The following is a 21,350-nucleotide window of genomic DNA, read 5'->3' on the forward strand; positions in this document are numbered from 1 at the left end:
ACGCAAAGTGAAGCGGCGGCGAACGCCATATACTGGCAACACTGATTACAAAAACAGGTAGCCAAAAATGGATACAGCAGGAAAACTATCGGCCAGCTATGTGGTTATCGGCGTTAAAGAGAAAATAGGTTACGGCTTCGGCGACTTTGCTTCTAATTTATCATTTGGTTTCGTCTCGCTGTTTTTACTCTTCTTCTATACCAATATTTATGGCATTAGCGCGGTGCAGGCCAGTCTGATATTTGTTATTGCCCGAGTCATTGATGCTATTTTTAATATCCTGATTGGTTTGGCGATTGATAAAACGCACAGCCGCTACGGTAAGCTGCGTCCCTGGTTATTATACGGTTCGATTCCGCTGGGCTTTCTGACGGTGCTGTGCTTCGTGCCGTTTGGCGGCGAAGCGAAATTCTACTTTGCCTTAATCTCTTATACGATATATTGCCTGGCATATACGGCGGTCAATACGCCGTACTCGGCGCTGACCAACCGCCTGACGCAGCATGAAGCCTCGCGTTCGTCGTTGTCGGTATATCGCTTCGTATTGGCGATCGTCGGCTATTTAATTGTTTCGACGACCGCCGACCTGCTAATTTCGCCGTTTACGGATAAACAGACGGGCTACGTTTTCGCGGTTTCGTGCTTTGCGCTGCTGGCCACTTTTCTGTTCCTCGCCTGTTTTGGCATGACCAAAGAGCGGGTGGGCGAAGACGAGGATGAGGCGCCTGCGCCGACGCTGCGCGAGATGCTGCGTGCGGTAACGGGCAATACACCGCTGCTTAACCTGTCGCTGTTTACGGTGTTCTTCTATATTGCCTATACCGTCTGGATGGCGATAGCGATCTACTTTATTAAATATATCATTGGCAGCGAAGGCTATACCGCGACCTTCTTTTTGATTCAGTCAGCTGCGTATATCGTCGGTACGGTTATTTCTGAAAAAGTTATTGCCCTGATGGGTAAAAAGAGAATGACGCTGATTGCTCTGGGGATTGGTATCCTGGGGGTGATGATGCAGTATTTTGTGGCCGGAAATAACCTGTGGCTGATTATGACCGGAGTGTGCCTGTATAGCATTACGCTGGGGATGGGTTTTGTGGCGATGTGGTCGATGATTGCCGATACCGTAGAATATGCCGAATGGCATCACGGCGTGCGCAGTGAAGGCGCGATCTACGGCTTCTTTAATTTCATCACTAAAATCGCGATGGCGATTGGCGGCGGCTGCGCGGGATGGATGCTGGACTATTATCATTATGACGCAGGGAATATCACGGCGAGCGCGATTAACGGGATTAATATTTTGATGACATTATTCCCCGGCGCCATGTTTGCCCTCAGCGCCATATTTGTGGCGTGCTATTCGCTGGATGAAAAAACCTACCGCGATATTGTCCATAAAATTAGCCTGCGCAAGCAGAATGCGCTGTAACCTCAGGGAGCCAGAGAGATGAAGAGTGAATTTAATACCGTGATTGCGGCCATGACGGCAGAGGAAAAAGTGGCGCTGCTGACCGGCAGCGGCCTGTGGCGCACGGCATCGCTGCCGCAGCATGGTATCAACGATATCGTGATGACCGACGGAACCTACGGCGTGCGCTACAGCAGCGCACAAATCGACGGCAGCGAAAAGTGGAGCATGGATGACTTTATTTCGGTCATCACCCAAACCGCTGACCAGGTCAGCGCGGAGGAACCGGCGGCAAAAGGCGGCAGCGAAGCGCTGTTCAGCGCCTCACTGCCGGCAACCTGCTTTCCTAACGGCTCCAGCTTAGCCTGTAGCTGGGACGTGGAGCTGGTCTATCAGATGGGCCAGGCGCTGGGCCGCGAATGTCAGCAGATGGGGGTCGGGATCCTGCTGGGGCCCGGCATCAATATCCGCCGCACGCCGCTCGCCGGCAGGGGCTATGAATACTATGCCGAAGATCCGGTTGTCTCCGGCGATATTGCCGCAGCGCTGATCAACGGCCTGCAGCACGAAGGGGTAGGCGCCAGCCTCAAGCATTTTGCCGCCAATAATTCTGAATATCGCCGTACCGAGATGGATTCGATAATCGAAGAGCGGGCGCTGCGTGAAATCTACCTCGCCGGATTCCAGCGGGCGATAGCGAAATCGCAGCCGTGGACGGTGATGTCCTCCTACAACCGCCTCAACGGCGTACAGACTTCGCAGGATCCCTTTTTACTCACCCAGGTACTGCGGGATGAGTGGGGATACGACGGGCTGGTGATGTCCGACTGGTACGGCATCAAGGACCGCCCGGCGTCGCTGCTGGCGGGCAACGATCTGGCGATGCCGGAAACCCGCCGCGACAAGCGGACGCTGCTGGCGGCGATCGAGTCAGGAGAGGTGCCTCTGGCGGTGGTCGACCGCGCCTGCCGGAGAATGCTGGCGCTGCTGGAAAAGGTGCAGCGCCACCGTCGCCCGGAGACCCGGGCCGACTTCACGGCCCATCACCAGCTGGCGCAGCAGCTGGCCGGCGAGTCAATCGTCCTGCTGAAAAATGAAGATAACCTCCTGCCGCTGACCCCGGAGCGCAGCCGGCGGATTGCGGTATTGGGCAAGCCGGCGCAGGAGCCGGTGATTCAGGGATCGGGCTGTGCCACCACGGTACCCTATCTGTTGGATCGTCCGCTGGACGAGATCTTCGATCTGGCGGGCGACGACTTTACCGTGACCTGGGCCGTTGGCGCTCCGGATGACGAGCGCTGCGATGAACAGGCGCTGGCCCAGGCGCGTGCGGTGGCGCAGGAGGCGGACGTGGCGGTTATATTCGTCAGTACCGCGGTGGGTGAGGATGGCGAAAACGGCGACCGTCATGATTTAAACATCCTCGCGGTACACGAACGGCTGATCCGCGAGGTGGCGGCGGTGCAGCCCAACGTGGTGGTGGTGCTGGCCAATAGCGATGCGGTGGTGATGCCGTGGCTGGCGGAGTGTAAAGCGCTGCTGGAAACCTTCTTCGCCGGACAGGGCATGGGGCGGGCGGTGGCGGAAATTCTCTTCGGCCAGCGTAACCCCTGCGGTAAACTGACGGTGACGGTGCCGAATACGCTGGAAGAGACGCCGGCGTGGCTCAACTACCCGGGAGAGAACCTGCGTCATCATTACGGCGAAGGGCTGTTTGTCGGCTATCGCTACTATGACAAACGCCGGATGACGCCGCTGTTCCCGTTTGGCTTTGGCCTCAGCTACAGCCGGTTTACCTACGGCCAGGCCGAACTTTCCGCCTCTCGGGTCGGGCCTGACGAGACGCTGACCGTCTCGTTCACCCTGACCAACGACGGCGATCGGGCGGGGAAAGAGATCGCGCAGCTGTACGTCAGCGCGCCGGACGGTGAGCTGATCCGCGAGGATCGGGCGCTGAAGGCGTTCTGTAAAGTGGCACTTGCCCCCGGCGAGAGCCGTCGCGTCAGCCTGCAGCTGCCGATTGCCGACCTGGCCTGCTATCATCCAGGGCTTTCGGACTGGGTTATCACTCCGGGCCTCTGGCAGGTGCGGATTGGCGGCTCTTCGCGCGATCTGCCTCTCGTCGCCGACGTCGAAGTGGCCACTGCGCCGCGCTACGTGCCGCTGCGGGACGACAATTCGCTGCAGCAGCTGATCCAGCAGCCCGAGGCGCTTGACCGGGTGGTTGCCCTGATTGCGCGCAAGAGCCAGCTGCCGCCGGCGCAGATCCGCGAGAGGCTGATCCAGCTGGCGCCGGATCTCTTCTGCGGCCTGCTGATCGCCCTGACGGAGTTTTTGGCGCTTGATATCGACAGCGATGAGCTGAATCGCGTCCTTGCCGGGCGCGAATAACCGCCCGACTACAGGAGATGGCGCATGTTTCCCTTTTCAGTCACTCACCCCCGTTCAGCGACGGAAGCCGGGCGGCATACGGTGAACAGCGGCTACGAGCTGATTGCTTTTGATGCCGAGAAGCTGAACGCGTTTGCCGCCGAGGTACGCTACTGCGAACCGCACTGGCACCCGGCGCCGGAGCTGATAACCGTGCTGACGGGACGCTTCGCTATCGTTGTCGGCCAGCAGAGCGTGGAGCTGGCTCAGGGAGACATGCTGTACATCAACGCCGAGGCGGTGCATTCGCTGTGCGCGGAGGAGCCCGGCAGCCAGCTGGTGACCGTGCAGTTTTCACCGGGCCTGTTCGATGAGCTCCATCCCGCGCCGGTGCTGAGCTGGTGCACCGCGGGGCGCGGCGGCAGCGAGGCCGATGGCGTCGTGCGTCAACGGCTCCTGAGCTTGCTCAGCCAGCTGATTGACAACCGCGCCCCGTTCCAACGCATCGCGACTATCTATCTCCTGCTCGATGCGCTGACGCTGGCGGGGGACGCGGTGCCGCAGGCGGAAAGCTCCCTGCGCGAAGAGGCGATGATAAAGAAAGGCATCGACTTTATTAACCAGCACTTTGACCAGCCGCTGACCCTCAGCGAGGTGGCGAGCCGCAGCGGAATGAGCTATTCGTGGTTTTCGCGGCTGTTTAAGAAGGTGAGCCGGCACAACTTCAAGGAGTATCTGACGCTGGTGCGGCTGAATAAGGCGAAGACGCTGCTGCGCGATACCCGCACGCCGATCACCGAAATTAGCCATAGCTGCGGCTTTCAGGAGCATAAGTACCTGATTGCCGCCTTCAAAAAATACTGCGGGCTGACGCCGACAGAATACCGTAAGCGCTTTATTTCCCGACAAAACAGCGTCGAAAGCGTGCTGGCTCAGGGCGAGGATTGCCTGTGTCTGGCGCTAAACGGCGCGCTGCTGGAGAGGCTGGCGCTTAGTAGTCAATGCCCATCTGCGCCTTAATGCCGGCGTCAAAGGCGTGCTTAACCGGGCGTAATTCGCTGACGGTATCGGCAAGCTCCACGATGTCGCGATGGCAGCCGCGGCCGGTGATAATCACCGTTTGCTGCGCCGGGCGACGGCGCAGCGCGCTAAGCACCTCTTCAAGCGGCAGATAGTCATAGGCCACCATATAGGTTAGCTCGTCGAGCAGAACCATATCGAGACTCTCGTCTGACAGCATGCGCAGAGCGTGCTGCCACACGGCGAGGCAGGCGGCGGTATCGCTTTCGCGATCCTGGGTATTCCAGGTGAAGCCGGTCGCCATTACCTGAAATTCGACGCCGTGCGGCTCCAGCAGGTTGCGTTCGCCGTTCGGCCAGGTGCCCTTAATGAACTGGATCACGCCGGCCTTTTTGCCGTGCCCGATGGCGCGGGTAACGGTACCAAAACCGGCGGTGGTTTTACCTTTGCCGTTGCCGGTAAAGACGATAATAATTCCGCGTTCTTCCTGGGCTGCCTCGATTCGGGCGTCGACCTTCTCTTTTACCCGCTGCTGGCGTTCGCGGTGGCGTTCTTCACTCATTGTGCAATTCCTGGTTTGCGCCCCGGTTGGGCATCGAAGGTCATTCCCGTTTTGCGACGGCTATCGTCGCCCATCAGCCATAAATAAACCGGCATGATATCGGCGGGGGTCTTAAGCTTTTGTGGATCTTCCGTCGGGAAGGCGCTGGCGCGCATTTGCGTGCGCGTGCCGCCCGGATTGATGCAGTTAACCCGCAGGTGGCGGCTCTGATACTCCTCCGCCAGCACCTGCATCATCCCTTCGGTGGCAAATTTTGACACCGCGTAGGCGCCCCAGTTGGCGCGACCCTGACGACCTACGCTTGATGAGGTGAAAACCAGCGAACCGGACTCGGACTTGAGTAATAAAGGAAGCAGCGCCTGGGTCAGCATAAAGGTACCGTTGACGTTGACCTGCATAACCTGCTGCCAGACTTCCGGCTTCTGCTCGTCCATCGGGCAGACGTCGCCGAGCAGACCGGCGTTGTGCAATACGCCGTCGAGGCGCGGGTAGTGGACGCTTATCTGCTGTGCCAGCTGCTGGCACTCCTGCGGGGTGCAGGTGAGCAGATCGAGCGTAAACCAGGGCGCCGGGATCCCGCCGTCCTGCTCAATTTCCTGCGCCACGCGGCGCAGCTTCTCTTCGTTACGGCCGACCAGGATAACGCTGGCGCTGTAGCGGGAGTAGGTCAGCGCGGCTTCGCGTCCGATCCCGTCGCTGGCGCCGGTCACCAGGATGATGCGATCTTTCAATAAATGATTCTGCGGCTGATAGTGCACGGTGACTCCTTGGGTGACCTGCTGACGGGTCACGCTTTCTCTTCGGTCGTTCACTTTTGCGTTTTATGCCTGAAACGGCCGGGTAATGCAATCGGCGAAGCGGAAACTCTTTGCGGAATTAATATCTTGCAACGATTTCATCGTCGCTGAAAAAAACAAGAAGGCGCCTCGCACAGGACACAAAGCGCAGAGACTTCCCGGCAAAGGCTGATGTACACTGTGCTTCAACGTCAGTGGTTTACACAAGGTGAAAACGTGGAATTACTTGCTCAATATGGCTTATTTTTGGCCAAAATCGCGACTGTTGTCGTCGCTATTGCGGTTATCGCCGCAATTATCGTTAACCTCGCTCAGCGTAAGAAACAGCGCGGGGAGCTGCGGGTCACCAACCTTAGCGAGCAGTATAAAGAGATGCGGGAGGAGCTTGCGGTAGCGCTGCTCGATGGCCCGCAGCAGAAGCTTTGGCATAAAGCGCAAAAGAAAAAGCTCAAGCAGGAAGCCCGGGCCGCGAAGGCGAGGGCGAAGCTCGGTTCGACGGAGCCAAACGGCAAACCGCGCGCCTGGGTGCTCGACTTTAAAGGCAGCATGGACGCCCACGAGGTGAGCAGCCTGCGCGAAGAGATCACCGCCGTGCTGGCAACGGCAAAAGCGCGCGATCAGGTCATTATCCGCCTGGAAAGCCCCGGCGGCGTGGTGCACGGCTACGGGCTGGCCGCCTCGCAGCTGCAGCGCCTTCGCGACAAGCAAATTCCGCTGACGGTGGCGGTAGACAAAGTTGCCGCCAGCGGCGGCTACATGATGGCCTGCGTGGCCAATAAAATCGTCTCGGCGCCGTTTGCCATTCTCGGCTCCATCGGCGTGGTCGCGCAGATCCCAAACATTAATCGTTTCCTTAAGAACAAGGATATCGATATTGAGCTGCACACCGCCGGGCAGTACAAGCGCACCCTGACGATGCTCGGTGAAAACACCGACGAAGGGCGGCGTAAGTTCCGGGAAGATCTGAACGATACCCATCAGCTGTTTAAAGATTTCGTCCACAAAATGCGGCCGACGCTGGATATTGAGCAGGTGGCGACCGGCGAGCACTGGTACGGCGTTCAGGCGCTGGAGAAAGGGCTGGTCGATGCCGTAGAAACCAGCGATGAGCTGCTGCTGGGGCTGATCGACAGCCACGACGTGATTAGCGTGCGCTATCAGCAGAGGAAAAAGATGTTTGATCGCTTCACCGGCAGTGCCGCTGAAAGCGCCGATCGTCTGCTGCTGCGCTGGTGGCAGCGGGGACAAAAACCGCTGATGTAGGCAAAATAACGCGAGGCCCTGGCCTCGCGTTATCGTTTAGCGCCCTGCAACACACAAGGGCTTAATCGACCAGGTGATATTTTTCAGACAGCGCGTGCGCCAGGTATTTAAACATGTTAAATACCGCCGTGCTCTTCGCCGTAGGCAGACCCTGCTCGTCAAGATAAAACTCGCCGCTAAATACCAGAATGCCGTTGCGCTGAACGACGTCGGTGGCTTCGATCCCGGCTAGCGTATCTTCATGTTCGCGAATAAGTTTATTGGCTTTTTCAAGCAGCGTCTGGCGATCGATGGGTTGGGTTGTACCTTGCATTACGGCCTCCTGTGATTCCTCGCGCAATAGTTTACGCCGCGCGGCGGGCAGGGGCAAATTTTCCATTTATTCTGCAGGGGTACTGACAACGGCCTAAGAAACATGACTTTACTGGCAGGATTCGTTTTTGCATGCTAATAAAGTTGCGTAACGAATTTTATCAGGTACAGTGTGACGCTTTCAGCGATCTGGCAGCAGATTTGCTTGACATTCGGCCAAAAATTATTCGTGCTATGTCGCCTGGCTAGACAAAGTCAGTAAACCCGGCTATCTGGTTTTATGGACGTGAGGCCGGACGTGCAGAGGGTTGATATCCTTCGACGACGACGCAACATATGACGGACGTCGCCAGCGGATGGTGAATCAATGTGCGATGTATTCCTGGATGAATCAAATTAGGTAAAGGTGAATATGGGTAAAGCTCTCGTTATCGTTGAGTCCCCGGCAAAAGCCAAAACGATCAATAAGTATCTGGGTAATGACTACGTGGTTAAGTCCAGCGTCGGTCATATCCGCGATTTGCCGACCAGTGGCTCAGCTTCCAAAAAGAGCGCCGACTCTACCGCCACCAAAGGGGCCAAAAAGCCTAAAAAGGACGAACGTAGCGCTCTGGTCAATCGCATGGGCGTCGACCCGTGGCATGACTGGGATGCGCACTATGAAGTACTCCCGGGTAAAGAAAAGGTAGTTTCAGAACTCAAGCAGTTGGCTGAAAAAGCCGACCACATCTATCTCGCAACTGACCTTGACCGCGAAGGGGAAGCCATTGCATGGCACCTGCGGGAAGTTATCGGTGGTGATGAAAAACGCTACAGCCGCGTTGTATTTAACGAAATTACTAAAAACGCGATCCGTCAGGCTTTTGACAAGCCGGGCGAACTGAACATCGATCGCGTTAATGCCCAGCAGGCGCGCCGCTTTATGGACCGCGTTGTGGGCTATATGGTTTCTCCGCTGCTGTGGAAAAAAATAGCGCGTGGCCTCTCCGCAGGCCGCGTTCAGTCCGTTGCCGTCCGCCTTGTGGTCGAACGTGAACGCGAAATTAAAGCCTTCGTCCCGGAAGAGTTCTGGGAGATTGACGCCAGCACCACGACGCCTGGCGGCGACGCTTTAGCGCTGCAGGTCACGCACAAGAACGATAAGCCGTTCCGTCCGGTTAACCGCGATGAGACCATGTCTGCCGTCGCGCTGCTGGAGAAATCCGGCTACAGCGTGCTGGAACGCGAAGATAAGCCGACCAGCAGCAAGCCGGGCGCGCCGTTCATCACCTCAACCTTGCAGCAGGCGGCCAGCACGCGTCTGGGCTTCGGGGTGAAGAAAACCATGATGATGGCGCAGCGTCTGTATGAGGCCGGCTACATCACCTATATGCGTACCGACTCCACCAACCTGAGTCAGGATGCGCTGAGCATGGTGCGCGGCTACATCGGCGATAACTTTGGTAAAAAGTATCTGCCGGAGAACGCCAACCAGTACGCCAGCAAAGAAAACTCGCAGGAAGCGCACGAAGCAATTCGTCCTTCCGATGTGAACGTGATGGCGGAAGATTTAAAAGGTATGGAATCTGACGCGCTGAAGCTCTATCAGCTGATCTGGCGCCAGTTTGTCGCCTGTCAGATGACGCCAGCGCAGTACGACTCTACCACACTGACGGTGAAAGCCGGCGACTTTAAGCTCAAGGCTCGCGGCCGTACGCTGCGTTTTGATGGCTGGACGAAAGTCATGCCTGCGCTGCGCAAGGGCGATGAAGACCGCGTCCTGCCGGTGGTTAATCAGGGCGACAGCTTAAGCCTGGTTGAACTTAGCCCGGCGCAGCACTTTACCAAACCGCCTGCGCGCTTCAGCGAAGCATCGCTGGTTAAAGAGCTGGAAAAACGCGGTATTGGCCGTCCGTCAACCTATGCGTCGATCATTTCGACTATTCAGGATCGCGGCTACGTTCGGGTTGAAAACCGTCGCTTCTATGCGGAAAAAATGGGTGAGATCGTCACCGATCGTCTGGAAGAGAACTTCCGCGATCTGATGAACTACGACTTTACCGCGCAGATGGAAGACCGTCTCGACCAGGTGGCGAACCATCAGGCCGAGTGGCGGCAGGTGCTGGATCACTTCTTCGGTGACTTTACCGCTCAGCTGGAAACGGCGGAGAAGGATCCGGAAGAGGGCGGCATGCAGCCTAACCCGATGGTGCTGACCAGCATCGACTGTCCGACCTGCGGTCGTCAGATGGGCATTCGTACCGCCAGCACCGGGGTGTTCCTCGGCTGCTCCGGCTACGCGCTGCCGCCGAAAGAGCGCTGCAAAACCACCATTAACCTGGTGCCGGAAAACGAAGTACTCAACGTGCTGGAAGGCGACGATGCTGAAACCAACGCGCTGCGCGCCAAGCGTCGCTGCCAGAAGTGCGGCACGGCAATGGACAGCTACCTCATCGATCCTAAGCGTAAGCTGCATGTCTGCGGTAACAACCCGACCTGCGACGGCTATGAGATTGAAGAGGGCGAGTTCCGCATTAAGGGTTACGATGGCCCGGTAGTTGAGTGTGAGAAATGTGGTTCTGAGATGCACCTGAAAATGGGTCGTTTCGGTAAGTACATGGCCTGCACCAACGACGAATGTAAGAATACGCGCAAAATTCTGCGTAACGGGGAAGTGGCGCCGCCGAAGGAAGATCCGGTTCCGCTGCCGGAGCTGCCGTGCGAGAAATCGGACGCCTATTTTGTTCTGCGTGACGGTGCAGCCGGCGTGTTCCTCGCGGCAAACACCTTCCCGAAATCCCGCGAAACTCGCGCGCCGCTGGTTGAGGAGCTGTACCGCTTCCGTGACCGCCTCGCCGAGAAGCTGCGTTATCTTGCCGATGCGCCGCAGCAGGATCCGGAAGGCAATAAAACGCTGGTGCGTTTTAGCCGTAAAACCAAGCAGCAGTACGTTGCGTCGGAAAAAGATGGCAAAGCGACCGGTTGGTCAGCCTTCTACATCGACGGCAAGTGGACTGAAGCGAAAAAGTAAGCGCCTTACCCCTCAAAAGGGCCGCACTGCGGCCCTTTTCTTTTCCCGTTGATTGCTGAAATCCTTGAAGTTTTGCCGAATTTATTCGGGCTTATAACCGCCTTATTATTTTCCGTTAGCGTCTATACACTGTAGATATAAATGATATAGTGGTTATAGTTAATCCCTTTTTTATTATTAAATCGTCTTACTACATTCTCGTTTCAGGACGCTTTGTGGTGCCAGCGCGGCGAACCGCAGGGGCGGCAGCGGCGCGCAGCCTCTCTGCCGGCAGGCGGCCTGAACGTCAACTGTATCAAGCGAATTCATTTTACGCGTTAACGGATATCAGCCATGAAACTACAGCAACTCCGCTACATCGTTGAGGTTGTTAACCATAATCTAAATGTCTCCTCTACCGCCGAAGGCCTGTATACCTCGCAGCCCGGCATCAGCAAGCAGGTCCGCATGCTGGAAGATGAGCTGGGTATTCAGATTTTTGCCCGCAGCGGCAAGCATTTAACTCAGGTGACGCCTGCCGGTCAGGAGATTATCCGCATTGCCCGCGAAGTGCTGTCGAAGGTTGACGCCATCAAGTCAGTGGCGGGCGAGCACACGTGGCCGGATAAGGGGTCGCTGTACGTGGCGACCACTCATACCCAGGCGCGCTACGCGCTGCCTGGCGTGATTAAGGGCTTTATCGAACGCTACCCGCGCGTCTCGTTGCATATGCATCAAGGGTCGCCAACGCAGATCGCCGAAGCGGTCTCGAAGGGGAATGCCGATTTTGCTATCGCGACCGAGGCGCTGCATCTCTACGATGACCTGGTGATGCTGCCGTGCTACCACTGGAATCGTTCGATTGTCGTGACCCCGGAGCATCCGCTCGCCTCCAGAGGCTCGGTAACGATTGAAGAGCTGGCCCAGTATCCGCTGGTTACCTACACCTTTGGCTTTACCGGGCGCTCCGAGCTCGATACCGCGTTCAACCGCGCCGGCCTGACGCCGCGCATCGTGTTTACCGCTACCGATGCCGATGTCATCAAAACCTACGTTCGCCTGGGGCTGGGCGTTGGGGTTATTGCGAGCATGGCGGTCGATCCGGTGTCCGACCCGGACCTCGTGAAGCTCAACGCCAACGGCATTTTCAGCCACAGCACCACGAAAATAGGTTTCCGTCGCAGCACCTTCCTGCGTAGCTATATGTATGATTTTATTCAACGTTTTGCGCCGCACCTGACGCGCGACGTGGTGGATACTGCGGTGGCTTTACGCTCGAATGAAGATATTGAGGCGATGTTTAAGGATATTAAACTGCCTGAGAAATGATTCGGCTAAATATTCGGCATCCCATCCCCGGGATGCCAATACCTATAATGGACCGTATTTAACATTGTAAACCTCGTATAACTCACAAATTTCATTATTCCTTTTAACAGGGTTGCAATTATACCTACCCCGATCAAATTAACGATTAAAGATAATAATTCTGGGCAAAATTCACTGGATTAATAGAGTGTCCGTAATTAATATTTAACTGTACCTGATAATTTTAACGATTGGTGGTGAAGATATGATAAGTGATATCGATTATATGAAGTTGGCGATGTCACAGGCCGGTGACAAGACGGAAGTGGATCCTGTGTTGAGAAGTCGGGCCTGGGGCGCTGTGTTCATCGGGCTTGCTATGTTCTGGAGTATCGTTGCACTCGTCATCTGTAACGTCTGGATCGTGAGCTAAGCGACACATTTCCGTCTCGCTGAAAATGTCACTTTTATGACAGTAAGAACCTCGGTGTTTATTCCAGTTTAATAAACCAACGGCATTCAGGAGGATATATTTCGCCACGATGGTTTTTAATCAACAATCCATTCCTTTGAACTAATCGTCACTGAACCGGCGATTAGTTCTTTTTCACATTTCGCTACCTGTTACTCTTTCAGCTAATAATATCCCTCCTGAACTCATCTCTTTATAACCACAAAATTCCTGCTGTCTATTTTGGTGCAATATCTTTGATGCGGTTTTGCCGATTTTAGCAATTCGGGTTGTTATCAAAGTGTTATGCCTGGTATGTGTTATCTTTAATATAAACCCTGAGGAGCATCAGGGCATGCCATCCCTGAGATAAAGGAGGAGCTATGTCGTCAACCCTACGAGAAGCCAGTAAGGACGCGCTACAGGTCAATGATAAAACCTACCACTACTACAGCCTCGCGCTGGCCGCTAAAGAACTGGGCGATCTGACCCGGTTACCGAAATCGCTCAAAGTATTGCTGGAAAACCTGCTGCGCTGGCAGGACGGTGACTCGGTCACCGCAGAGGATATCCACGCCCTGGCCGCCTGGCTCAAGCAGGCCCATGCGGATCGGGAGATTGCCTATCGCCCGGCGCGTGTTCTGATGCAGGATTTCACCGGCGTGCCGGCGGTGGTAGACCTCGCCGCTATGCGCGAAGCGGTAAAACGCCTGGGAGGCGATACCGCTAAGGTTAACCCGCTTTCCCCCGTCGATCTGGTGATTGACCACTCGGTGACGGTAGACCGCTTTGGTAACGATGACGCCTTCGAGGAGAACGTTCGCCTGGAGATGGAGCGTAACCACGAGCGCTACGCGTTCCTGCGCTGGGGGCAGCAGGCGTTCAGCCGCTTTAGCGTAGTGCCGCCGGGTACCGGCATTTGCCACCAGGTCAACCTCGAGTATCTCGGCAAGGCCGTGTGGAGCGAAGAGCATAACGGCGAATGGTTTGCCTGGCCCGATACCCTGGTCGGCACCGACTCGCATACCACCATGATTAACGGCCTCGGCGTGCTCGGCTGGGGCGTAGGCGGCATCGAGGCTGAAGCGGCAATGTTAGGCCAGCCGGTCTCGATGCTGATCCCCGACGTCGTCGGCTTTAAGCTGACCGGTAAATTAAGCGAAGGGATCACCGCGACGGACCTGGTGCTCACCGTCACCCAGATGCTGCGCCAGCACGGCGTGGTGGGTAAGTTTGTCGAATTTTACGGCGACGGCCTGGATTCGCTGCCGCTGGCGGACAGGGCAACCATCGCCAATATGGCGCCGGAGTACGGTGCAACCTGCGGCTTCTTCCCGATCGATGCGGTGACCCTCAGCTATATGCGCCTGAGCGGGCGCAGTGAAGAGCAGGTGGCGCTAGTGGAAGCCTACGCCAAAGCGCAGGGCATGTGGCGCCTGACCGGCGATGAGCCGGTATTTACCAGCACCCTGGCGCTGGACATGGGCTCGGTAGAAGCAAGCCTTGCCGGGCCGAAGCGCCCGCAGGACCGCGTCGCGCTGGGTGATGTGCCGAAAGCCTTTGCGGCCAGCACCGAGCTGGAGGTCAACCACGCGCAGAAAGACAAACGGCCGGTCGACTATACGCTGAACGGACAGCAGTATTCGCTGCCGGACGGCGCGGTGGCCATCGCCGCCATTACCTCCTGCACCAACACCTCCAACCCCAGCGTCCTGATGGCCGCCGGCCTGCTGGCAAAACGAGCGGTGGAGCTCGGCCTGAAGCCGAAGCCGTGGGTCAAAGCCTCGCTGGCACCGGGATCGAAGGTGGTTTCTGATTATCTCGCGCATGCGCGACTGACGCCTTATCTCGATACGCTGGGCTTTAACCTGGTGGGATATGGCTGCACCACCTGTATCGGTAACTCGGGTCCGCTGCCGGAGCCGATTGAAGAGGCGATTAAAAAGGGCGACCTGACCGTAGGGGCGGTGCTTTCCGGCAACCGCAACTTCGAAGGGCGCATTCATCCGCTGGTGAAAACCAACTGGTTGGCCTCGCCGCCGCTGGTGGTGGCCTACGCGCTGGCCGGCAATATGAACGTTGACCTCACCCGCGACCCGCTGGGCGTCGGCAAAGACGGTCAGCCGGTCTATCTGAAGGATATCTGGCCGAGCGGCCTGGAGATTGCGCGGGCGGTAGAGCAGGTCTCCACCGAGATGTTCCATAAAGAGTATGCCGAGGTCTTCGAAGGCACGCCTGAATGGAAGGCCATTGGCGTCGAGCGTTCGGATACCTATGACTGGCAGAGCGACTCAACCTATATCCGCCTGTCGCCGTTCTTCGATGAGATGGGCGTTGAGCCCAAACCGGTAGAGGATATTCGCGGCGCGCGGATTCTGGCGATGCTCGGCGACTCGGTGACCACGGATCATATCTCGCCTGCGGGAAGCATCAAGGCGGAAAGCCCCGCCGGACGCTATCTGCAAAACCGCGGCGTTGAGCGTATCGACTTTAACTCCTACGGATCCCGGCGCGGTAACCACGAGGTGATGATGCGCGGGACGTTCGCCAACATCCGTATTCGTAACGAAATGGTGCCGGGCATTGAGGGCGGCATGACCCGACACCTGCCGGGCAGCGAGCCGGTGGCGATTTATGACGCGGCCATGCTCTACAAGGATGAGGGGACGCCGCTGGCGGTGGTTGCCGGGAAAGAGTACGGCTCCGGCTCCAGCCGCGACTGGGCGGCGAAGGGCCCGCGTCTGCTCGGCGTGCGGGTGGTGATCGCCGAATCCTTTGAACGTATTCACCGTTCTAACCTGATCGGCATGGGGATTTTACCGCTGGAGTTCCCGCAGGGCGTAACCCGCAAAACGCTGGGGCTCACCGGTGAAGAGCGGATTGATATCAGCCAGCTGCAGGCGTTAGAACCCGGCGCAACGGTGCCGGTGACCCTGACGCGGACGGACGGGAAGCAGGAGGTGATTGCCTGCCGCTGCCGTATCGATACCGCCACGGAGCTGACCTATTATCAGAACGACGGCATTCTGCACTATGTGATCCGCAATATGCTGTAAAAAAAAGGGCCAGCAATCGCTGGCCCTGAATTTATCCTGCCGAATCAGTTATTCAGCAGATGCCCCATCTTGGCGGCTTTGGTATCCAGATAGTGGGCATTTTTCGGATTGCGTCCGACGATCAGCGGCACGCGTTCCACGATATTGATCCCGGCTTCGGTCAGAATTTCTACTTTTTTCGGGTTGTTGGTCAGCAGGCGGACGCGTTCAACGTTCAGCAGCTTGAACATATCAGCACACAGCGTAAAGTCGCGCTCGTCGGCGGCAAAGCCGAGCTGATGGTTCGCTTCTACGGTGTCGTAGCCCTGATCCTGTAAGGCGTAGGCGCGGATTTTGTTTAACAGGCCAATGTTGCGGCCTTCCTGACGATGGTACAGCAGGATCCCGCGACCCTCTTCGGCGATGTGCGACAGCGCCGCTTCCAGCTGAAAACCGCAATCACAACGCAGGCTGAAAAGGGCATCGCCCGTCAGACACTCAGAGTGTACGCGAGCCAGGACGGGCGCCTGGCCCGAAATATCGCCGAAAACCAGCGCGACATGATCCTGCCCGGTTGCCAGTTCTTCAAAACCCACCATCAGGAAATCGCCCCATGGGGTTGGCAGTTTGGCTTCTGCCACACGTTTAAGCTGCATGTGATTCTCCAGACTTTGTCAGCACCTGAATGTGCTTTCTGTTTGCCGCTATTTTGCCACAATGCCGTGAGGTTCTCCTAATTACGCACTGCTGCCTGCGCGTAAAGCGCACAAACGAACCACTTTCCGTTATGATAGTCGGCAGAAAGGATTAAGGAGATGAAATGCTGTCGATTGCCAGACGAACCGCCACCGGTGCGGCACTATTAATGATTATGCCCGCAGTGGTTTGGCTCACCGGCTGGAAGTGGCATCCTGGACTTCCGCAGCAGGGGTTAAAGCTGCTGTACTGGGTTACCGAGAGCGTGACTCAGCCGTGGGGCATCATCACCCATACGATCCTTTGCGGCTGGTTCCTGTGGTGCCTGCGCTTTCGCCTGCGGGCCGCGGTGGTGCTGTTTATGATTCTGGCCGCGGCTATTTTGCTCGGACAGGGCATTAAGTCCTGGATCAAAGGCCAGGTGCAGGAGCCGCGTCCCTTCGTTATCTGGCTGGAAAAAACGCAGCAGGTTCCGGTCGATCAATTCTACGCGTTAAAACGCAAAGAACGCGCTAAACTGGTGCATGAACAGCTGGTTCAGGAGCAGGGGATCCCTAAATTCCTGCGCAAACACTGGCAGAAAGAGACCGGTTTTGCTTTTCCATCCGGACACACCATGTTTGCGGCCAGCTGGGCGCTGCTCGGCGTGGGGCTGCTGTGGCCGCGCCGCCGTTGGCTGACCATTGCGCTGCTGATGGTCTGGGCCACCGCGGTGATGGGGAGCCGTCTGGCGCTGGGAATGCACTGGCCGCAGGATTTGCTCGTTGCCACGCTTATCTCCTGGCTGCTGGTGACGCTGGCCACCTGGCTGACCCAGCGGCTGTGTGGCCCGCTGACGCCGCCTGGGGAAGAGACGCAGGATATTAAGAAACGGACGCAATAACGGGGCTAACGTTGTTTTTCGCGCCATACGGCCCCATATCCTGCAGTGGTGTCGTGCTTTTCCATTCCACCGCTGCAGCGAAAATGATACTTTATAGGGCTGAACGCGGGATTTTTTCGCGCAACCCACATAACGGGAAGTAGTGTGAAATATTTACTCATTTTCTTACTGGTACTCGCGATCTTCGTCATCTCCGTGACGCTGGGTGCGCAAAATGACCAACTGGTTACGTTCAACTATTTACTCGCACAGGGTGAATTCCGTATTTCAACGCTGCTGGCGGTGCTCTTCGCGGCAGGGTTTGCTATTGGCTGGCTGATTTGCGGCCTTTTCTGGCTGCGGGTTCGCGTCTCGTTGGCTCGCGCCGAGCGCAAAGTTAAGCGCCTTGAGCATCAGATTGCGCCAGCGGGCGTAGCGCCAGTCGACGCAGGTACCCCTGCGGTGAAGGAATAATCGTTTATGCTGGAGTTGTTGTTTCTGCTTTTGCCCGTAGCCGCCGCGTACGGCTGGTATATGGGGCGCAGAAGTGCACAACAGTCCAAACAGGACGACGCTAGCCGCCTGTCACGTGATTATGTGACCGGGGTTAACTTCCTGTTGAGCAATCAGCAGGATAAAGCCGTGGATCTGTTCCTCGATATGCTGAAAGAGGATACCGGCACCGTTGAAGCTCACCTGACTCTCGGCAACCTGTTCCGCTCCCGCGGCGAGGTTGACCGGGCTATCCGCATTCACCAAAGCCTGATGGAAAGCGCCTCGCTGACCTACGATCAGCGCCTGCTTGCCGTGCAGCAGCTGGGACGTGACTATATGGCCGCCGGCCTGTATGACCGCGCGGAGGACATGTTCAAACAGCTGGTGGATGAAACCGATTTTCGCCTCAGCGCGCTGCAGCAGCTGCTGCAGATTTATCAGGCCACCAGCGACTGGCAGTCCGCCATTGATGTAGCCGAACGTCTGGTGAAGCTCGGCAAAGAGAAGCATCGCGGCGATATCGCCAACTTCTGGTGCGAGCTGGCGCTGCAGCAGATGGCAAACAGCGATATGGAAAAGGCCATGTCGCTGTTGAAAAAAGGCGCCGCGGCCGATCGCAACAGCGCCAGGGTGTCGATCATGATGGGCCGGGTGTGGATGGAAAAGGGCGATTATCCGAAGGCGGTCGAAAGCCTGGAACGGGTGATCAATCAGGACAAAGAGCTGGTCGGCGAGACCCTCGAAATGCTCCAGACCTGCTACCAGCAGCTGGGTAAAATCGACGAGTGGGAAGCGTTTCTCCGCCGCTGCGCCGATGAAAATACCGGCGCGACCGCCGAGCTGATGCTGGCGCAGATCCTCGAGCAGCGCGAGGGGATTGAAGCCGCCCAAAGCTACGTCACCCGTCAGCTGGAGCGCCATCCGACGATGCGCGTTTTCCATAAGCTGATGGACTACCACCTTAACGAAGCGGAAGAGGGGCGCGCGAAAGAGAGCCTCGGCGTGCTGCGCAATATGGTTGGTGAGCAGGTACGCAGCAAGCCGCGATACCGCTGCCAAAAATGCGGCTTTACCGCCCACAGCCTCTACTGGCACTGCCCGTCCTGCCGCTCGTGGTCCACCATCAAACCGATTCGCGGCCTTGACGGCCAGTAAGATTTAAAAAAAGCCCTTCTTTAGTTACAACATCCTGATGGTTTTTTGCACCGCGCCGTCGTTGGGCCATTGCGCCGCCATCGTCCGGCAGGTGCTGAAACGCAGCCTGTTATTTTCCCCTTATCGCAGGTAGAATGCTGCCCGTTTACCTTTTTTGCGCCGAGCCCGGCGCCCATCAACAATTAAGGTCTGGTCATGACGTCTACTGCTACATCTTCTTCTCGCGTTGTCACATCCTCTCCCGTTGTTGTGGCTCTCGATTATGATAACCGCGATAAGGCGCTGGCGTTCGTCGACCGCATCGATCCGCGGGACTGCCGCCTCAAGGTTGGCAAAGAGATGTTTACGCTGCTGGGGCCGCAGTTTGTCCGCGATTTGCACCAGCGTAATTTCGAAGTTTTCCTCGATCTCAAATTTCACGATATCCCTAACACCACCGCGCATGCCGTTGCGGCGGCGGCCGAGCTTGGCGTCTGGATGGTCAACGTCCATGCCAGCGGCGGCGCGCGGATGATGACCGCAGCGCGCGAAGCCCTGCTGCCGTTTGGCAAAGATGCGCCGCTGCTGATTGCCGTCACCGTGCTGACCAGCATGGAAGCCGGTGATTTGCAGGAGCTGGGTATTACGCTCTCTCCGGCCGACCATGCGGCCAAGCTGGCGGCGCTGACCCAACGCTGCGGCCTTGATGGCGTCGTCTGCTCGGCGCAGGAAGCGGCGCGCTTCAAACAGGAGCTGGGCCAGGCCTTTAAGCTGGTGACCCCCGGCATTCGTCCCGAGGGCAGCGATGCGGGCGACCAGCGCCGCATTATGACGCCGGAGCAGGCGCAGGCCGCGGGCGTGGACTATATGGTTATCGGCCGTCCGGTGACGCAGTCTGCCGACCCGGCGGCGACCTTACGCCAGATTAATGCATCGCTGAACAAGGGGGCCTAATGACCGATTCTAACAGCCGTCTGGTTTACTCGACGGAGAGCGGACGTATCGATGAGCCGAAGCAGGTTGTCGAGCGCCCTAAAGGCGATGGCGTGGTGCGTATTCAGCGCCAGACCAGCGGCCGTAAAGGTAAGGGCGTATGCCTGATCGTCGGCATTGACGCGGACGATGACGCGCTGGCGAAGCTGGCCGCTGAGCTGAAAAAGAAATGCGGCTGCGGCGGATCGGTAAAAGAGGGGGTGATTGAAATTCAGGGTGATAAGCGCGACCTGATAAAATCGCTGCTCGAAGCTAAGGGCATGAAGGTCAAGCTGGCCGGCGGCTGATAATAACAACAGGGCCACGGTAAATACCGTGGCCCTGATTTTTTCCGGTGCGTAAGTCAGAAAATCTGCGAGCAGTTATTTTTTATTTGAACTGATTTAAAACTTATTTACCTACCTGGTGACCGATAATCCCGCCGACCGCTGCGCCGCCCAGAGTACCCAGGGTGCTGCCGTCGGTTAATACCGCGCCGCCCAGCGCGCCAGCACCGGCGCCAATGGCGGTATTACGATCGCGTTTTGACCAGTTAGAACACGCGCTCAGGGACATTACCACTGTTACAGCCAGAACTGCTGCAGCCATTTTTTTGCTCATTGAAGTCATCATATTTTTCTCCTGAATAATCTATTCATGGATACAACTTCCTTTAAAGCATAGCGTGAACTATGCGTTAAGGGCTATTCCATGAAGTTTAGTTGCGCAGGTGTTACTTTAATCACGCGGGTGATAGTCACTTCCTGTTATATCGCTAACAATAATTCTACTTTTTTTAAACTTTACCGGCAGGTAAAAAGTCTGAATTGGCGGCTCAGAATACTCTCAGACGTGGGGCGGTGCGGCCTGCGCCCACCTGAGTGGGCGACGAAGAAAGGAATAGAAGAAGGGGGCAGATCAGGCGACGTTGACGATATCGACGGTTAAACCGCTGTCAGCCAGCTGCTGACGAGCGGTATCGTGCAGGTTGCTATCGGTAATGATGCGATCAAAGCGCCCAACCGGACCGAGCGGGTAAGGGTGTACGACGCTGAATTTTGAACTGTCGCTGAGCACAATGGCCTCGCAGCCTTTCTCCAGCACCGCGTTAACCACGTCCGCCCGCATCATATCCCGCCCGGTAAACCCGGTCTCAAGCTGCCAGCCGTCGATGCCAATGAACGCTTTGCTGAAATGAACCTGCTGGATAAACTGCCGGGTCAGCGGACCGACCATGCTCTCGCTACGTTTCTGGTAGATCCCGCCGAGGAGGATCACCTCGCCAGGCGTCTCTTTCAGCAGATGAGCAATATAGCTGCTGACGGTAATGATGGTGATATCGCCACGCTCGGCAAGCGTCCGGGCGAGCAGGGCGTTGCAGCTACCGTTTTCGATAAATACCGTCTCGCCGGACGAAACCCGCTCAGCGGCCCGCATAGCCAGCTCACGCTTAATGGCGAAATAGGTCATCATGCGGGTTTCTACGTCCTCGCTATCCAGCGGCACGGCAAAACCGTGGGTACGACGCAGATAGCTCTGCTTTTCCAGCAGATTCAAATCCTGACGTACGGTCACTTCAGAGACACCGGTCATTCTCGCGAGATCGGCCACGCTCATGCGGCCTTTATCGATGACCATTTGCAAAATACTTTGTTGTCGGGCGTTCATAGCAA

Annotated in this window: 19 protein-coding genes; 13 read left to right on the top strand and 6 right to left on the bottom strand. The window is 56.9% G+C overall.

Going from position 1 to position 21,350, the window contains the following annotated elements:
• Positions 1 to 67: 67 nt before the first annotated feature.
• From RTE01_RS13615 to RTE01_RS13625, 3 genes are read left to right on the top strand one after another with little or no spacing between them, the layout of a single operon-like run.
• Complete coding sequence (locus RTE01_RS13615) at positions 68 to 1,432, top strand: MFS transporter (protein ID WP_041145178.1); 1,365 nt, start codon at positions 68 to 70, stop codon at positions 1,430 to 1,432.
• Between the two features lie 18 nt (positions 1,433 to 1,450).
• Entirely contained in the window at positions 1,451 to 3,802 is a 2,352-nt protein-coding gene (locus RTE01_RS13620; protein ID WP_134525710.1) for a beta-glucosidase family protein, read from the top strand.
• Positions 3,803 to 3,826: 24 nt separating this feature from the next.
• Entirely contained in the window at positions 3,827 to 4,801 is a 975-nt protein-coding gene (locus RTE01_RS13625) for a helix-turn-helix transcriptional regulator (RefSeq protein WP_134525712.1), read from the top strand.
• On the opposite strand, the gene cobO is transcribed toward RTE01_RS13625, so the two are convergent.
• Both cobO and RTE01_RS13635 read right to left on the bottom strand, forming a co-directional pair.
• Positions 4,773 to 5,363 carry a cob(I)yrinic acid a,c-diamide adenosyltransferase gene (gene cobO / locus RTE01_RS13630; RefSeq protein ID WP_134525714.1) on the bottom strand — a complete coding sequence of 197 codons (591 nt, stop codon included), beginning with the start codon at positions 5,361 to 5,363 and terminating at the stop codon, positions 4,773 to 4,775. The genes RTE01_RS13625 and cobO overlap by 29 nt on opposite strands.
• Positions 5,360 to 6,121, bottom strand: a complete 762-nt coding sequence (locus RTE01_RS13635) for a YciK family oxidoreductase (protein WP_134528458.1) — start codon at positions 6,119 to 6,121, stop codon at positions 5,360 to 5,362. Before RTE01_RS13635 ends, cobO begins: the two co-directional genes overlap by 4 nt.
• Positions 6,122 to 6,376: 255 nt before the next feature.
• On the opposite strand from RTE01_RS13635, the gene sohB reads away from it, so the two are divergent.
• Positions 6,377 to 7,423: a protease SohB gene (gene sohB, locus RTE01_RS13640; protein WP_041145183.1), complete on the top strand. Its 1,047-nt coding sequence runs from the start codon at positions 6,377 to 6,379 to the stop codon at positions 7,421 to 7,423.
• A 61-nt stretch (positions 7,424 to 7,484) separates the two neighbouring features.
• Here the strand turns inward: sohB and RTE01_RS13645 are convergent, their stop codons facing one another.
• Positions 7,485 to 7,736, bottom strand: a complete 252-nt coding sequence (locus RTE01_RS13645; RefSeq protein WP_041145184.1) for a YciN family protein — start codon at positions 7,734 to 7,736, stop codon at positions 7,485 to 7,487.
• A gap of 411 nt (positions 7,737 to 8,147) precedes the next feature.
• On the opposite strand from RTE01_RS13645, the gene topA reads away from it, so the two are divergent.
• The 4 genes from topA to acnA all read left to right on the top strand — a co-directional run bounded on the left by topA (position 8,148) and on the right by acnA (position 15,539).
• Positions 8,148 to 10,745 carry a type I DNA topoisomerase gene (gene topA, locus RTE01_RS13650; RefSeq protein WP_134525716.1) on the top strand — a complete coding sequence of 866 codons (2,598 nt, stop codon included), beginning with the start codon at positions 8,148 to 8,150 and terminating at the stop codon, positions 10,743 to 10,745.
• Between the two features lie 333 nt (positions 10,746 to 11,078).
• A complete protein-coding gene (cysB, locus tag RTE01_RS13655) occupies positions 11,079 to 12,053 on the top strand; it encodes an HTH-type transcriptional regulator CysB (protein ID WP_041145186.1) in 975 nt (324 codons plus the stop codon).
• Between the two features lie 244 nt (positions 12,054 to 12,297).
• Positions 12,298 to 12,465: a YmiA family putative membrane protein gene (locus RTE01_RS13660; RefSeq protein ID WP_071844914.1), complete on the top strand. Its 168-nt coding sequence runs from the start codon at positions 12,298 to 12,300 to the stop codon at positions 12,463 to 12,465.
• 401 nt (positions 12,466 to 12,866) lie between these two features.
• Positions 12,867 to 15,539, top strand: coding sequence for an aconitate hydratase AcnA (gene acnA / locus RTE01_RS13665; protein WP_141335096.1), 2,673 nt, complete (start codon positions 12,867 to 12,869; stop codon positions 15,537 to 15,539).
• Between the two features lie 44 nt (positions 15,540 to 15,583).
• Here acnA and ribA read toward each other — a convergent pair whose 3' ends face one another.
• A complete protein-coding gene (gene ribA, locus RTE01_RS13670; protein WP_041145188.1) occupies positions 15,584 to 16,174 on the bottom strand; it encodes a GTP cyclohydrolase II in 591 nt (196 codons plus the stop codon).
• A 164-nt stretch (positions 16,175 to 16,338) separates the two neighbouring features.
• On the opposite strand from ribA, the gene pgpB reads away from it, so the two are divergent.
• The 5 genes from pgpB (at position 16,339) to yciH (ending at position 19,985) form a co-directional block, all read left to right on the top strand.
• Positions 16,339 to 17,097 carry a phosphatidylglycerophosphatase B gene (gene pgpB / locus RTE01_RS13675; protein ID WP_041145189.1) on the top strand — a complete coding sequence of 253 codons (759 nt, stop codon included), beginning with the start codon at positions 16,339 to 16,341 and terminating at the stop codon, positions 17,095 to 17,097.
• Positions 17,098 to 17,241: 144 nt separating this feature from the next.
• Complete coding sequence (locus RTE01_RS13680; RefSeq protein ID WP_041145190.1) at positions 17,242 to 17,550, top strand: LapA family protein; 309 nt, start codon at positions 17,242 to 17,244, stop codon at positions 17,548 to 17,550.
• A gap of 6 nt (positions 17,551 to 17,556) precedes the next feature.
• On the top strand, positions 17,557 to 18,726 hold the full coding sequence (gene lapB / locus RTE01_RS13685; RefSeq protein ID WP_041145191.1) for a lipopolysaccharide assembly protein LapB: 1,170 nt from the start codon (positions 17,557 to 17,559) through the stop codon (positions 18,724 to 18,726).
• A gap of 195 nt (positions 18,727 to 18,921) precedes the next feature.
• Positions 18,922 to 19,659 (top strand): orotidine-5'-phosphate decarboxylase, encoded by a 738-nt coding sequence (pyrF, locus tag RTE01_RS13690; RefSeq protein WP_123551333.1) that lies wholly within the window; start codon positions 18,922 to 18,924, stop codon positions 19,657 to 19,659.
• Positions 19,659 to 19,985 carry a stress response translation initiation inhibitor YciH gene (yciH, locus tag RTE01_RS13695; protein WP_041145193.1) on the top strand — a complete coding sequence of 109 codons (327 nt, stop codon included), beginning with the start codon at positions 19,659 to 19,661 and terminating at the stop codon, positions 19,983 to 19,985. The genes pyrF and yciH overlap by 1 nt, the downstream gene beginning before the upstream one ends.
• Before the next feature lie 103 nt (positions 19,986 to 20,088).
• Here yciH and osmB read toward each other — a convergent pair whose 3' ends face one another.
• Both osmB and yciT read right to left on the bottom strand, forming a co-directional pair.
• The gene (gene osmB, locus RTE01_RS13700) at positions 20,089 to 20,307 is read right to left on the bottom strand and encodes an osmotically-inducible lipoprotein OsmB (protein WP_032688354.1); all 219 of its coding nucleotides are present in this window, start codon (positions 20,305 to 20,307) and stop codon (positions 20,089 to 20,091) included.
• A 288-nt stretch (positions 20,308 to 20,595) separates the two neighbouring features.
• Entirely contained in the window at positions 20,596 to 21,345 is a 750-nt protein-coding gene (gene yciT, locus RTE01_RS13710; protein WP_041145194.1) for a DNA-binding transcriptional regulator YciT, read from the bottom strand.
• Positions 21,346 to 21,350 lie beyond the last annotated feature (5 nt).

The organism is Klebsiella terrigena (assembly GCF_006539725.1).
GTDB classification, from domain to species: Bacteria; Pseudomonadota; Gammaproteobacteria; order Enterobacterales; family Enterobacteriaceae; genus Klebsiella; species Klebsiella terrigena.